This is a genomic window from Halomonas sp. MMSF_3323 (assembly GCF_030733595.1).
Classification (GTDB): Bacteria; Pseudomonadota; Gammaproteobacteria; order Pseudomonadales; family Halomonadaceae; genus Halomonas; species Halomonas litopenaei.
On the sequence record NZ_JASHIT010000054.1, the window covers coordinates 1 to 13,474 of the forward strand.

The following is a 13,474-nucleotide window of genomic DNA, read 5'->3' on the forward strand; positions in this document are numbered from 1 at the left end:
GCTCGCGACATATTGCGTCACCTTCCTGGTGACGCCATCGAGTGGGTGGCCTGAGCCCTTCCGTGGGCCCTGTGTTCTTCCCTGTCGGTGTCGGGCACTGAGCCTGTCCGCTGGCTCTGTTGGGCTTCCTGCCCAGCGGTTCCTTCCTGGAACCTCTTGCGGCCATCCTGGCCGCTATCACGCGGCGATGACTGCCACGCGGCTGTTCGGGTCAAGGCCTGGGCCCTTCCGTGGGCCCCGAGATCGTCCATGGGGATATCGGGCGCGAGCCTGTCCATCGCTCAGTCGTGGGCGTCCTGCCCTGCGGTTCCTTCCTGGAACCACCAGCGGCCATCCTGGCCGCCATGCCGTGGCGAGTCCCTGCCACTGTGACCATCCGTGGCCTGGCGATTATTCGGTGTCGTTGGCGGAGTCGACGCCGCTATCCTCTGCCAGCTCACCCTTCGGCTGGGTCTCGGACATGCTGTCGTCGGCTTGCTCGGCGCTGTTGGAAGAGTCGACGCCACCGTCTTCGACGAGGGGCTTGTCGGCATTCATGGCGCTGTCATCGGCCATGCTGGAAGAGTCTTGCTGTTCGGTCACATTGTTTGAGGTATCGACGCCGCTTTCCTGGGCTTCGTTTTCCTCATGGTGAGCGGCCATGGCCATGCTGGAGAACAGTGCCATCGTGCTCATGAGTGCTGCGGCCTTGACGATGTGTTTCATGCGGAACCTCTCGTCGCTGGATTTGCAGAGGCCGTTGGTGTCCTGTGCTCAACGGTTATACTAAACCTATACAACGCATGGTGGTTTTGCAAATACGGACGTTATTCTTGTCTAACTATGGTTAGCCGTTGCAGCGACATCTTGACGTCCTCGGCCCTTGTGACGGGGCCGCGGGACGAAAGTCAGCGGGCCTCGCCGTGACGGCGGATCGGCTGACGGAAGGTCTGGGCCGTCAGTACGCCGGCAAGCACCAGAGCGCCGCCGCTGAGGTGGTACCAGCCAAGCCGTTCGCCGAGCCAGAGCATGGCGATCAGGGCGCTGAACAGCGGCATCAGATTGATGAAGATGCTGGCGCGGCTGGCGCCGATGTGGCGAATCGCGAACATCCACAGATAGGTGGTGATGATAGAGGCGGGGATGCCGGCGTACAGGATCAGGCCGGCGTTGCTTGTGTCGATCGGTGTCATTGGGCCCAGCAGGTAGGCCGGCAGCAACAGCAGGACGGCGAACACCGCTTGAACGTAGAGCATGACCCAGGGCGATATGGCAAGCGGCCAACGCTTGAGCATGACCCCGTAAAGGGCGTAGCAGGTGGCGGCCACCACCATCAGCGCATCGCCAGGGGCCACTTCCAGATTGGCCAGGACGGCGATGTTACCTCGGCCGAGTAGCCACAGCACGCCAGCGAGAGCCATCACGCCGCCCAGGCAGCCGCCCCAGCTAGGTGGCTCACGCAGCACCAGGGCGCTGAGCAGAATCGTCAACAGCGGCACCATGGCTGCCAGAATGCCCATGTTGGTGGCGCTGGTAGAGGCCGCCGCGACGTAGGCCAATCCTTGCCACAGGGCCATGCCCAGCAGTCCCAGAAGCGCAAGCTTGGGCCAATGCGCGGCGATGGCGTGTCGCTCGCGCCAGCTCTGGCGCCAGACGAAGGGCGTCAACACGGCCACCGCCAGTACCCAGCGCAGGAAGGCGATGCTGCTGGGGGCGATGGTGCCGACGGTCAGCTGGTTGATGGTCATGTTGCCGGACCAGATCAAGACGGCGCCCAGGGGGGCCAGAAAGGGCAGGAGGGGCATCGGGACGGGTCCATGTCATCGAGAAGGTCTGGCGGAAAAGGCACCGCCGCCTATCAAGGCGGCGGTCGATAACGCAATACCAGTTGTACAGCAGGCTTGTACAGGATTCGAGTGACGTATCACTGTGTCCTGCCCAGGCGTTTAGCCGATAGCGGCGGCTCCGGCCTTGGCGACCTGGATGTCCTGGTCCGGCTTGACGCCGGAGATGCCAACGGCACCGGCCACCTGGCCGTCGATGATCACCGGCACGCCACCGGACATCAGGCCCTCCATGGGCGCCGACAGGAAGGCGTTGCGGCCGCCGTTGATCATGTCTTCGAAGACCTGGGTCTCCTTGCGACCGATGGCGGCGGAGCGGGCCTTAGCCATCGCGACGTCGGCACTGAACGGTGCAGCGCCGTCGAGACGGCGCAGGCCCAGCGGGTAGCCGCCATCATCGCTGACGACGATGGTCACGGCGAAGCCATTGGCCTCGGCTTCCTTCTGGGCAGCGTCGAGGATGGCGTTGACCTGGGACTGGTCGAGGTAAGGCTTGGTCGGCATGGGGAGTCCTTGTGATTGAGGGTTGTGGTTAATGTGGAAAATATTTTCGTTTTTAGTCTAGGCGCTCTGGGCCTGTCTGACCAGAGCCTCGTCGACGATCTCGATCCAGTGGCTCTCGCGCTAGCCCAGCGCTTCATCGACGATCTCGATCCAGTGGCGCACCGGGGTGCGGTTGGTCGCGGCGAGATGGGTCTGGCACCTGAAGATGTCAGCGCGGTGACCATCCGTCCATTGCGCCATGATCACATGCTAGCCAAGGGCCTCGTCGACGATTTCGATCCAGTGGCGCACCGGGGTGCGGTTGGTGGCGGCGAGATGGGTCTGGCAGCCAATGTTCGCGGTGACAACCACCTCCGGCTTGCCTTCCTCCAGCGCGTCCATCTTGTTGTCACGCAACTGGCGTGACAGTTCGGGCTGGGTGATCGAGTAGGTGCCGGCGGAGCCACAGCAAAGGTGACCATCTCGCACCGGCGTCAGGGTGAAGCCCATCCTGGTCAGTACCGTTTCCACCGCGCCGTTGAGCTTCTGGGCGTGCTGCAGGGTGCAGGGGCAATGGAAGGCCAGGCGCTGGTCGGCGCGTACGTCGAGGGTTGTCAGGTCTTCCTGCCCCAGCACCTCGACCAGGTCCTTGGCGGCCTCGCTGACCCGGCGCGCCTTCTCGGCATAGTCGGGGTCGTCGGCCAGCACTTCGACATACTCCTTGACGAAGGCGCCGCAGCCGCTGGCGGTCTGGATGATGGCCTCGCAGCCGGCGTCCAGGTGAGGCAGCCAGGCGTCGATGTTGCGTCTGGCTCGCTCGCGTCCGGCTTCCTGGGCGTTCAGGTGAAAGTCGATGGCGCCGCAGCAGCCGACCTCGGGGGCAGGCGTCAGGCCGATCCCCAGGCGGTCCAGCACGCGGGCAGTGGCGGCATTGGTGTTGGGCGAAAGACCAGGCTGCACGCAGCCTTCGAGAATCAGCATCTGGCGCGGATGACGCTTGCCGTCGGGGCGCTTGCCAGCGTCGACCGGGGCCGGGGGCATCTTGCTCTTGAGCGCCCCGGGGACCAGCGGCTTGAAGGTCTGGCCCAGCGCCAGCAGGGCCTTGAACCGGCCGGGCTCGACCAGTGCCTTGCGCAGGCCGAAGCGAAGCGCCTTGTCGGAGGTGCTGCGCGGCACACGCCGCTCGATCTCGGCGCGGCCGATATCCAGAAGCTTGTGGTACTCGACGCCTGAGGGGCAGGTCGTCTCGCAGTTGCGACAAGTGAGGCAGCGGTCGAGGTGAAGACGGGTTTCCTCGGTGATCTGGTCGTCGTCTTCAGGGCTTTCGAGCATCTCCTTCATCAGGTAGATGCGGCCGCGCGGACCGTCGCGCTCATCGCCAAGCAACTGGTACGTCGGGCAGGTGGCATTGCAGAAGCCGCAGTGGACGCAGCTTCTCAGGACTCTGTCGGCCTCGCGAATGTGCGGCTTCTCGAGGTCTTTTTCGCTGAAATGGGTCTGCATGTTGTTATCCGCTAGTCATGGTCGAGGCCCGGACCTTCGCCGGGGCCAAACGGGGGATCAGGTCGTCTGTCGATGGCTGTCCGATCATGCCGCCTTCGCCGGGCGGCTGTGATCGTTCAGTGCCCGGTCTACCAGTCCGGATACAGTCGGCGCGGATTGAAGATGCCGTCGGGATCGAGCTTGCGTTTCACCCGCTCGTGGTACTTGGCGACCACCGGCTGCAGTGGCGTGAAGGGCTCGGCGGCGCCCGGTGTGAAGCAGGTGGCGTGGCCACCTGCCTGGGCGACGGCGTCGCGCAGCGACTCGGCGTCGACCTGCCCCTTGAGCCAGCGCTGATTGCCGGCCCAGTCGAGCAGCAGTTGATGTGGCTCGACGCCGGCGATGTCCAGGCTCGGCGTGTTGGTCGGCAGGCTGATCCGCCACAGCGGCGTGCTGGCATCCCTGAAGAAGGGCAGCGACAGCTCTCGGAGCTCGCGCCAGAAGTCGGCCTCGAGGGTGTCCCCGCCGATCGCCTCGCGGGTGGCGGCCACCGAGCTTGTACCGCCTTCGAGACGCAGATGCAGGGCACCACTGTGCCAGGCTGCTGCGCTTAAGGGGAGCGGCTTGCGTCCCCATTCGGCCAGACGACTCAGAGCCTCTGACTGGGACATTTCCAGACGCAGGCTGGCGCTGGCGGTGGGTAGCGGCAGCACCTTGAGGGTGACTTCGGTGATCAGTCCCAGGGTGCCCTGGGCGCCGACCATCAAGCGTGACAGGTCGTAACCTGCCACGTTCTTCATGACTTCGCCGCCGAAGCGCTGTTCACGCCCCTGGTGATCGAGTACCCGCAGGCCCAGCACGAAGTCCCGCACCGAGCCGGCCCAGGGGCGGCGGGGCCCGGACAGTCCGGCGGCGATGGTGCCGCCGACGGTGGCCTCGGCACCAAAGTGTGGGGGTTCGAAGGGCAGCATCTGGCCCTGGTCGGCCAGCGCCTCCTCGAGTGCGGAGAGAAGGGTGCCGGCACGCACCGAGACGATAAGCTCGACTGGATCGTAGCTGGTGATACCGCGGTGTTCGCGGGTGGATACCGGCGTACCTTCCACCGGGCGGCCATAGAAGGCCTTGGTGTTGCCGCCGACGATGCGAAGCGGACGTTCGGCGCTTGCCGACTGGATCGCTTCGGACAGAGCCGCGAGGCCGTCGAAGGCGGAAGGGGAAACGTCATTGTTGGACATGGTGGTACCTGAATTCCGACAAAGAGGGACAAACGTCGACAAGGCGCGACACACGGAGCACGGCAGCGCTGCAAGGGCGTCACGGTCGTTGGCAGGAGACGAGGCTTGCCGCCTTCCTGCCTGAACCGTGACCCTTTCCTGCGGCGCCTGGAAGCGTGGCGGCTCCGGCTAGAACCTCGGCAGTTCCGGGTGCGGCAGCTCGTTGTTGTGCACCATGCATGGCACTGAACCTTGATCGCGCGCAGCGCGCCAGCGTCGGGACGCTCTCGTGGCTGTCATGGCTAGAACCTCGGCAGTTCCGGGTGCGGCAGCTCGTTGTTGTGCACCATGCATGGCACTGAACCTTGATCGCGCGCAGCGCGCCAGCGTCGGGACGCTCTCGTGGCTGTCATGGCTAGAACCTCGGCAGTTCCGGGTGCGGCAGTTCGTTGTTGTGCACGTGCATCGCTCCGAACTCGGCGCACCGGGCCAGCGTCGGGATGTTCTTGCCAGGGTTGAGCAGTCCCTCCGGGTCGAAGGCGGCCTTGACCGCGTGGAAGGCGGTGATCTCCAGGCTGTCGAACTGGGCACACATCTGGTTGATCTTCTCGCGGCCGACGCCGTGTTCACCGGTGATCGAACCGCCGGCTTCCACGCATAGCTCGAGAATCTTGCCGCCCAGTGCCTCGGCGGTTTCGAGTTCCCCTTCGCGGTTGGCATCGAACAGGATCAAGGGGTGCATGTTGCCGTCGCCGGCGTGGAAGACGTTGGCAACCTTGAGCCCGTACTGCTGTGACAGATCGCTGATGCCTTTGAGCACCCTCGGCAGCTCGCGGCGAGGAATGGTGCCGTCCATGCAGTAGTAGTCCGGTGACATGCGGCCGACCGCAGGGAAGGCGTTCTTGCGACCGGCCCAGAACTTGGCGCGTTCGGCCTCGTCGCGGGCGAGCTGAACGTCGCTGGCGCCGGCCTTGGCCAGCACCTCACGCACGGTCTCGATATCGTCGTCCACGTCGGCCTCGACGCCGTCGAGCTCGCACAGCAGGATCGCCTCGGCGTCCACAGGGTAGCCGGCTCGGATGAAGTCTTCGGCGGCGCGGATGGCCAGGTTGTCCATCATCTCGAGGCCCCCGGGGATGATACCGGCGGCGATGATGTCACCGACCGCGGCGCCGGCCTTTTCCACGTCATCGAAACTGGCCATCAGCACCTTGGCGGTCTCGGGCTTTGGCAGCAGCTTGACGGTGATCTCGGTGACCACGCCGAGCATGCCCTCGGAGCCCATCATCAGCGCCAGCAGGTCGAAACCGGGGCTGTCGAGCGCCTCGGAACCGATGGTCATACGCTCGCCCTCGATGGTCATCACCTCGAGCCTCAGCACGTTGTGTACGGTGAGGCCGTACTTGAGGCAGTGCACGCCGCCGGCGTTCTCGGCCACGTTGCCGCCGATCGAGCAGGCGATCTGGGAGGAGGGGTCCGGCGCATAGTAGAGCCCGTAGGGCGACGCCGCCTCGGAAATGGCCAGGTTGCGCACCCCTGGCTGGACCCGGGCGATGCGGGCGTCGGCGTCGATGTCGAGAATCCGATTGAAGCGAGACATGACCAGCAGCACGCCTTGTTCCAGCGGCAGGGCCCCACCGGAAAGTCCGGTGCCAGCGCCGCGGGTGACCACCGGCACGCCGAGTTCACGACACTGCTTGAGCAGCGCCTCGACCTGGTCCAGGCGCTCTGGCAGGGCCACCAGCATGGGCAGTACGCGGTAGGCCGACAGGCCGTCGCATTCGAAGGGGCGCAGGTCTTCCTCGCGGTGCAGCAGGGTGAGGTCGGGGACCACGCGGGTGAGTTCGGCGAGCACCTCGTTCTTGTCGCGCCGTGGCAAGGCGCCGTCCAGGCGTTCGTCATAGAGGATGTTCATGACGCTTCCTCGGTTGAGCTAGCACGGTCGTGCGGCTAATGATGGTTATTGTCTGCACTACAATCTGCGTTGTCTTGACCTCGGTGTCCAGATTTTGGTTTGCTGGTCTGACCAGTTGTTGGCAGATGTGCTCGGTTCAGGGCATCAATACGGACGATGAACCACGCACGCTGCGGGAGGCAGGACATGTGGGACAACGAAGAACGACTGGCACCGAGCAGCACCTCCCAGGCCATCGCCTCGAAGCTGGAGACGCTGATCCTTGACGGTGTCTTTCGCCCGGGCCAGCTGTTGCCCTCGGAGCGGCGGCTGTGCGAGCGGCTGGGGGTGGGACGTTCGTCGCTGCGCGAGGCGCTAGGCAGCCTGCGCAGCAAAGGGGTGATCGTGACTCGTCAGGGGCGTGGCTCCGAGGTGGCGCCGCTGGTGGAGGCGCCCCATGCCACGCCCTTGATGCACCTGTTTCGCGAGCACCCACGCACCCTGTACGACCTGCTCGAGGTGCGTGCGCTGCTGGAAGGGGAGTCGGCGAGCCTGGCCGCGAGCCGCGGCACCGCCTCTGACAGGGTGCTGATCACCCGGCGCTATCGCGAGATGGCGGACTACGTGGACAAGGCAGACCCCCTCGAGGTGGAGCGTCTGGCGCGACTCGACCACGCCTTCCACCTGGCCATCTGTCAGGCGTCGCATAACCCGGTGCTGGCGCATACCCTGCAGAGCCTCACCGACCTGCTGCTGAGTTCGGTGTTCGCCTCGGTCAAGCACCTCTATCATCGTCCTGACGCCCGGGACATGATCAACCGCCAGCACGCCCGCCTGCACCGCGCGGTGGTAGAGGGCAAGCCACAACTGGCGCGGCGGGTGGCGCTGGAGCACCTGTCCACCATCGGTGACATGCTGCGCGAGATCGAGGCCGAGGATCAGCGTCTGGAGCGCTCGGCCATGCGCCTGGAAGAGTGGTAAGTGCCGGGACGACGGCAGAGACTTCTGCGCGCCGTCCGGGGACCTGCTATTCCTCGTCGATGATGCCGCTGACGGCGGCTACCTCGAGCTTGTGGCCGAGGTGCGCGCGCAGGATGTCGCCCAGGCGCTTGCCGTCGCGGGCCTCGATCGCCTCCAGCATGGCCTCGTGGTCGGCGACGGCCTTGGCCCAGTTGGCCGGGCCCATCTCGACGCTGTAGCGAATGCGCTTCACCCGTTGGCTCAGGTTGTTGTACATCTCGATCAGCACGTCGTTGTTCGACGCGGCCAGGATGCACTCGTGGATCTGCTGGTTGACCTCGAAGTAGGGGGCCAGCTCCTGACGCTCGTAGTGGCCCAGCATCAGCTGATGCAGACGACGGATCTCCTCGACGTCGGCATCTGTCAGGTGCTGACAGGCCAGTTCACCGGACAGGCCTTCCAGGGCGCCCATGACGTCATAGGTATTCTTGACCCCGCGCCGGGTCAGGCGCACCACGCGGGAGCCTCGGTTGGGCAGGTTCTCGACCAGCCCTTCGGACGTCAGCACCTTGAGGGCTTCCCGCAGCGGGGTGCGTGACACACCAAAGGTTTCACACAGGGCCTTTTCGGCGATCTTCTCGCCGGGCAGCAGGCTGCCTTGCTCGATCAGGTCGCGGATCCTGTCGGCCACTTCCAGGTACAGGCTACGCGGCTGAATCTTTTCCATAGCGGATTTCCCGGGCTCATCATCGTTTGACGGTCGAACGCTTGACGGTTCAACTTTTCCGTATTATGAATTCATTATTCAAATTATGCGAGTGTTGGCGAGCGTATTTGGCCAGGCACTCGGGTAACCCTATGAGGCAGCGGAGGGTGGAGCCGAATGGCATCGATCGGATTCCGGCCGTTGTCTTGCTGCCTGCCTTTTCTGTCTTCTCTCATATCTTGCGCTGGAGTTGCTATGGCCGGAAACGTATTTCTTGCACAGGTACAATTGTCGCGTCAGTCGGCGCGGCAATTGCTCGACGCCGCCTTCGCCTTTGCCCGCAAGGGCGAACTGCCTCCTCTGACCGCGGTGGTGCTGGACGCCGGCGGCAATCCGGTGGCGGCCGAGCGTGAAGACGGCTGCAGCCCGCTGCGCTGGCCGGTGGCCAACGGCAAGGCCTACGCGGCGTTGGGTATCGGGGTATCCAGTGGTACCACCGGCGAGCGTAACCGCGAGCGTCCCGCCTTCCTGGCGGCGGTGGCCGAGGCCTCCGGGGGCCGCTTCGTGCCGGTGGCCGGGGGAGTACTGATCCTCGATGACGATCAGCGCATCCTGGGTGCGGTCGGTGTCAGCGGCGCTTCTTCGGCCGACGATCAGGCCGCCGCCATCGCTGGCATCGAGGCGGCAGGCTGGCAAGCCGGGCTGGAGCCCGAGACGGTCTCAGATCCCTGATTCCGGTCTGGCAACTGTCTGGCGACAGGGACGGATGCCAGACCCATCAGCAAGCGACAGAGCGAGCCTTCGAGCTCGCTTTTTTTGTGTATGTCTCCAGGGATGCAGCAAGGGAGCGAGTGGCTTGGATAGCTCGTTGTTTCCACATAAGGCATTGAAATTTAAGCGATAAATATTCTCTAGGGCGAGTTTGCGAAAGACAAAAGTATAATACCTAATTTTGAATTATGTATCCATATTGACCCTGACCCAGCGGGAAGCGACTCCTGTCCCCAGGCCCTGAACGCCCTGGAAACGGAAAGCTCAAGTGACGGAATCCGCGACTGACGGAACCGTTACGTGAAGAGCACGCCAGCTCCCGTTGAGGCTTCCTCCAGGGTGCCAGTCGGCGCCCACCGCCAGACCACGATGGACAACAACAATCGGAGTGAGGGTTATGAAACTGCTGAAGACCGTACTGGCCGCATCCGTACTGGCGCTTGGCGTCGGTGCCGCTCAGGCCGACGAGGTGCAGATCAAGTTCGGCCACGTCGGTGGCCCGGGATCGCTGTTCGAGAAGACCGCCAACGAGTTCGCCCGTCTGGCCAACGAGCGCCTGGAAGGCGAGGCCGAGGTGGTGACCTATGGCTCCAGCCAGCTGGGTTCCGACGAGCAGATGCTCAACAAGCTCAAGCTCGGCACCATCGATCTGTCGCTGCCGTCCTCGATCATGAGCAGCGTGGCGCCGGAATTCTCGCTGTTCGAGATGCCCTACCTGATCGAGGACCGGGAGCACCTCGCCCGAGTCCGCGACGAAGTACTGCGCGATGTCCTGTATCCGGTCGCCGAAGACAAGCGCTACCGCATCATCGGCATCTGGGAGAACGGCTTCCGCCAGATCACCAACAACGTCCGCCCGATCGTGGTCCCTGAGGATCTGGACGGCATCAAGCTGCGTACCCCCAACGGTGTGTGGCGGGTCGAGATGTTCAAGAGCTACGGCGCATCGCCGGCGCCCATGGCGCTGTCCGAGGCCTTCGTCGCGCTGCAGACCGGCGCCATGGACGGTCAGGAAAACCCGCTGGTACAGATCTATTCCCAGCGCTTCCAGGAGGTTCAGGACTACCTGTCGCTGTCCAATCACGTCTATTCCCCGGCCTATGTGCTGGCAGGTGCCAGTTGGACCCGCCTGCCCGAGCACGTCCGCGAGGTGCTGATCGAGACCGCCGAAGAGGTCGAGGCCTTCGCACTGGAGCAGGGCGCCGAGCTTGACGAAAGCCTGGTCAGCACCATGGAAGAGGAAGGCATGGAGGTGAACGAGGTCGACACCGACGCCTTCGTCGAGGGTTCCCGCGGGATCTACGAGAAGTTCGCCGCCGAGGTGGAAGGTGGTGAGGAACTGTTGTCGCGGGTGGAAGCACTGCGCGAATAACGCCTGTCCACTGCGGCCTCTCCACTTTCGGTGAGGCCGCATCCACCTTCGGAGGATGCTCTGTGCTTACCACCATTTCCGCGGCCTACCAGAAGATTCTGGAGGTCATCGTCTTTCTCAATGTGCTGGCGCTGACCCTGGTGGTGACCATCGGGTTCGCGTCACGCCTGTTGGGCTCTCCTTTCAGCTGGTACGACGAGGTCGCCTCGATCGGACTGGCCTGGCTGACCTACTATGGCGCCGCCCTGGCCGCCCTCAAGGGCGCCCATATCGCCTGTCCCAGCGTGATCAACATGGTTTCACCGTCCATTCGCCTGCCCATCGCGCTGCTCGCCGAGGCGATCACCATCGGCTTCTTCGTGCTGCTCGGCGTCACCGGTTTTCAGGTGGTGCAGATTCTTGAAGGCTCCACCCTGGTGAGCCTGCCCAGCATCTCGGTGCAGTTCACCCAGTCGGTGATTCCGATCGGTGCCGCGATGTTCATTCTCGCCCAGCTGCTCAGGCTCCCCGAGGTTATCCGGGCGGCCAAGGGAGCCGGCTTCGTCGATCACGAGCTCGAAGAGGCCGGTGTGCTGGCCGACGACGTGCGTACCGACGATTCACCCACCGGTCCGCAGCGCGCCAGCTGACGAGGAGAACCCCATGATCATTGCTTCCATGTTCTTCGGCCTGATCGGGCTGATACTGATCAACGTGCCGGTGGCCATCGCCCTCGGCCTCGTCGGCGCCCTGGCCACCGTGGCCAGCTACGGTACCCTGGCCCTGCCCAATGTCGGCATGGTGATGTTCGACGGTGCCACCAAGTTCCCGCTGATCGCGATTCCGCTGTTCATCCTGGCCGGCGCCATCATGAACGCCTCGAGCATCTCGCGCCGTCTGATCGACCTGGCCTCGGCCATGGTCGGCTTCATCAAGGGCGGTCTCGCCATGGTGACCATCGGCGCCTCGATCTTTTTTGCCGAGATCTCGGGCTCCGCCGTCGCCGGTGTCTCGGCGATCGGCTCGATCCTGATTCCGGCCATGCGCAAGAAGGGCTACTCCAAGGAGTTCGCCGCCGCCATCTCGTCCTCGGCGGCGAGCCTGGCGATCATCCTGCCGCCGTCGATCCCGATGATCCTCTACGCGGTCATGTCCGGCGAGTCGGTGGTCAAGATGTTCGTCGCCGGCATCTTCCCTGGTCTGCTCGGCGCCCTGGGTCTGGCGGCCATGTGCTACTTCCTGGCGCGTCGTCACAACCTGCCGGCGGAGCAGAGCTTCCAGGCCTCGCGACTGTGGGAGGCCTTCAAGGGCGCCATCTGGGCGCTGCTGATTCCGGTGATCATCCTCGGCGGCATCTTCGGCGGCATCGTCACTGCCACCGAGGGCGCGGCGCTGGCGGTGGTCGTGGCGATCTTCATCAGCGCGGTGATCTATCGCGAGTTCAGCCTCAAGATCTTCTACAAGGCCTGTCTCGATGCCGGTGTCCAGACGGCGGTGGTGATGCTGCTGGTGGCTTCCTCTGCGGTGGTCGGTCTGTATCTGACCGAGACCCAGATTCCCCAGCAGCTGGCCAACTCGATCGCCGAGATGACCGACAACAAGTACGTGGTACTGGCGCTTCTGAACGTCATCTTCCTGGTGCTGGGCATCTTCCTGCACTCGGCGGCGGCGATCATCCTGGTGGTGCCCATCGTGCTGCCGCTGGTGACCGCGGTGGGCATCGATCCGCTGCACTTCGGTCTGATCGTGACGCTGAACCTGGCCATCGGCCAGCAGACCCCGCCGGTGGCCAGCGTACTGATCGCTTCCTGCTCCATCGCCAAGGCCGACATCTGGGCCACCACGCGCACCAATCTGTGGTTCCTGGCGGTGCTGTTCGTGATCCTGCTGATCAACACCTACGTGCCCGCCGTGGCCCTGGCGCTGGTCAACCTGATCTACGGCGTGTGATCGCGACCACCACAAGGAGAACAACGACATGAGCGACAACGATCAGGGCCAGGTGCACTACCACAGCGAAGATGGCGTCGCCTGGCTGACCTTCGATCGCACCGCCAGCCGCAACGCCATGACCTGGCAGATGTACGACCAGCTCGAGGCCCACTGCGAGACCATTGAGAACGACCCGGAGCTGGTCGCGGTGGTGATGCGCGGCGCCGGCGGCGAAGCCTTCGTCGCCGGCACCGACATCAAGCAGTTCGCCGCCTTCGACAAGGGCGAAGACGCCATCGCCTACGAGCGTCGCATCGACCGGGTGGTCGGGCGGGTGGAGAACCTGCCGCTGCCGACGCTGGCGCTGCTGGAAGGCTTCTGTGTCGGCGGTGGCGCCGCCATCGCCCTGGCCTGTGATTTCCGCCTGGCGACACCGAGTCTCAAGTTCGGCATCCCCATCGCCAGGACGCTGGGCAACTGCCTGTCGATCACCAACGTCTCGCGGCTGGTCGAGCACGCCGGCATCGCCCGGGCCAAGCAGGTACTGATGGCGGGCGAGCTAGTACGTGCCGAGGAGGCCCTGGCCCTGGGCCTGGTCGGCGAGATCGTCGACGCCGAGACCATCGAGGCGACGGTGACCGAGCAGGCGCAGGCGTTCAAGGAGCGTGCCCCCTTGACCGTGCGGGCGGCCAAGGAGGTGATCCAGCGGGTCATCGAACAGCGCCGCCCGGCCTTCGACGCCAGCGACGACTGGATCGCCACCTGCTACACCAGCCGCGACTTCAAGGCCGCGGTGGACAAGTTCGTCAACAAGACACCCTTCCGCTGGCAGGGTCAGTAAAGGCCCTGAGGCAAGGA

General features: G+C 64.5%; 13 protein-coding genes. 6 read left to right on the forward strand and 7 right to left on the reverse strand.

Features of this window, described 5'->3' with window-relative positions:
• Window positions 1-390: 390 nt before the first annotated feature.
• The 6 genes from RBB39_RS20770 to glcD all read right to left on the reverse strand — a co-directional run bounded on the left by RBB39_RS20770 (window position 391) and on the right by glcD (window position 6,917).
• A complete protein-coding gene (locus tag RBB39_RS20770; protein ID WP_045991716.1) occupies window positions 391-705 on the reverse strand; it encodes a hypothetical protein in 315 nt (104 codons plus the stop codon).
• Window positions 706-887: 182 nt separating this feature from the next.
• A complete protein-coding gene (locus RBB39_RS20775; protein ID WP_306169375.1) occupies window positions 888-1,784 on the reverse strand; it encodes a DMT family transporter in 897 nt (298 codons plus the stop codon).
• Between the two features lie 141 nt (window positions 1,785-1,925).
• Window positions 1,926-2,327 (reverse strand): heme-binding protein, encoded by a 402-nt coding sequence (locus RBB39_RS20780; protein ID WP_045991718.1) that lies wholly within the window; start codon window positions 2,325-2,327, stop codon window positions 1,926-1,928.
• 249 nt (window positions 2,328-2,576) lie between these two features.
• Entirely contained in the window at window positions 2,577-3,809 is a 1,233-nt protein-coding gene (glcF, locus tag RBB39_RS20785) for a glycolate oxidase subunit GlcF (RefSeq protein WP_045991719.1), read from the reverse strand.
• 128 nt (window positions 3,810-3,937) lie between these two features.
• Window positions 3,938-5,023 (reverse strand): glycolate oxidase subunit GlcE, encoded by a 1,086-nt coding sequence (gene glcE, locus RBB39_RS20790; protein ID WP_306169376.1) that lies wholly within the window; start codon window positions 5,021-5,023, stop codon window positions 3,938-3,940.
• A gap of 394 nt (window positions 5,024-5,417) precedes the next feature.
• Window positions 5,418-6,917 carry a glycolate oxidase subunit GlcD gene (glcD, locus tag RBB39_RS20795; RefSeq protein ID WP_253553145.1) on the reverse strand — a complete coding sequence of 500 codons (1,500 nt, stop codon included), beginning with the start codon at window positions 6,915-6,917 and terminating at the stop codon, window positions 5,418-5,420.
• Window positions 6,918-7,103: 186 nt separating this feature from the next.
• On the opposite strand from glcD, the gene glcC reads away from it, so the two are divergent.
• Complete coding sequence (gene glcC, locus RBB39_RS20800) at window positions 7,104-7,877, forward strand: transcriptional regulator GlcC (protein WP_045991722.1); 774 nt, start codon at window positions 7,104-7,106, stop codon at window positions 7,875-7,877.
• A 46-nt stretch (window positions 7,878-7,923) separates the two neighbouring features.
• On the opposite strand, the gene RBB39_RS20805 is transcribed toward glcC, so the two are convergent.
• Window positions 7,924-8,583, reverse strand: a complete 660-nt coding sequence (locus RBB39_RS20805; protein ID WP_306169377.1) for a GntR family transcriptional regulator — start codon at window positions 8,581-8,583, stop codon at window positions 7,924-7,926.
• A gap of 234 nt (window positions 8,584-8,817) precedes the next feature.
• Between RBB39_RS20805 and RBB39_RS20810 the strand changes: the two genes are divergently transcribed.
• The 5 genes from RBB39_RS20810 to RBB39_RS20830 all read left to right on the forward strand — a co-directional run bounded on the left by RBB39_RS20810 (window position 8,818) and on the right by RBB39_RS20830 (window position 13,457).
• Entirely contained in the window at window positions 8,818-9,294 is a 477-nt protein-coding gene (locus tag RBB39_RS20810) for a heme-binding protein (protein WP_287164222.1), read from the forward strand.
• A gap of 436 nt (window positions 9,295-9,730) precedes the next feature.
• The gene (locus RBB39_RS20815) at window positions 9,731-10,705 is read left to right on the forward strand and encodes a TRAP transporter substrate-binding protein (protein ID WP_222515984.1); all 975 of its coding nucleotides are present in this window, start codon (window positions 9,731-9,733) and stop codon (window positions 10,703-10,705) included.
• A 62-nt stretch (window positions 10,706-10,767) separates the two neighbouring features.
• Window positions 10,768-11,334, forward strand: coding sequence for a TRAP transporter small permease (locus RBB39_RS20820; protein ID WP_071211091.1), 567 nt, complete (start codon window positions 10,768-10,770; stop codon window positions 11,332-11,334).
• 13 nt (window positions 11,335-11,347) lie between these two features.
• The gene (locus RBB39_RS20825; protein WP_045991726.1) at window positions 11,348-12,634 is read left to right on the forward strand and encodes a TRAP transporter large permease; all 1,287 of its coding nucleotides are present in this window, start codon (window positions 11,348-11,350) and stop codon (window positions 12,632-12,634) included.
• A 28-nt stretch (window positions 12,635-12,662) separates the two neighbouring features.
• Window positions 12,663-13,457, forward strand: a complete 795-nt coding sequence (locus tag RBB39_RS20830; protein WP_306169378.1) for an enoyl-CoA hydratase/isomerase family protein — start codon at window positions 12,663-12,665, stop codon at window positions 13,455-13,457.
• The last annotated feature ends 17 nt before the right edge of the window (window positions 13,458-13,474 follow it).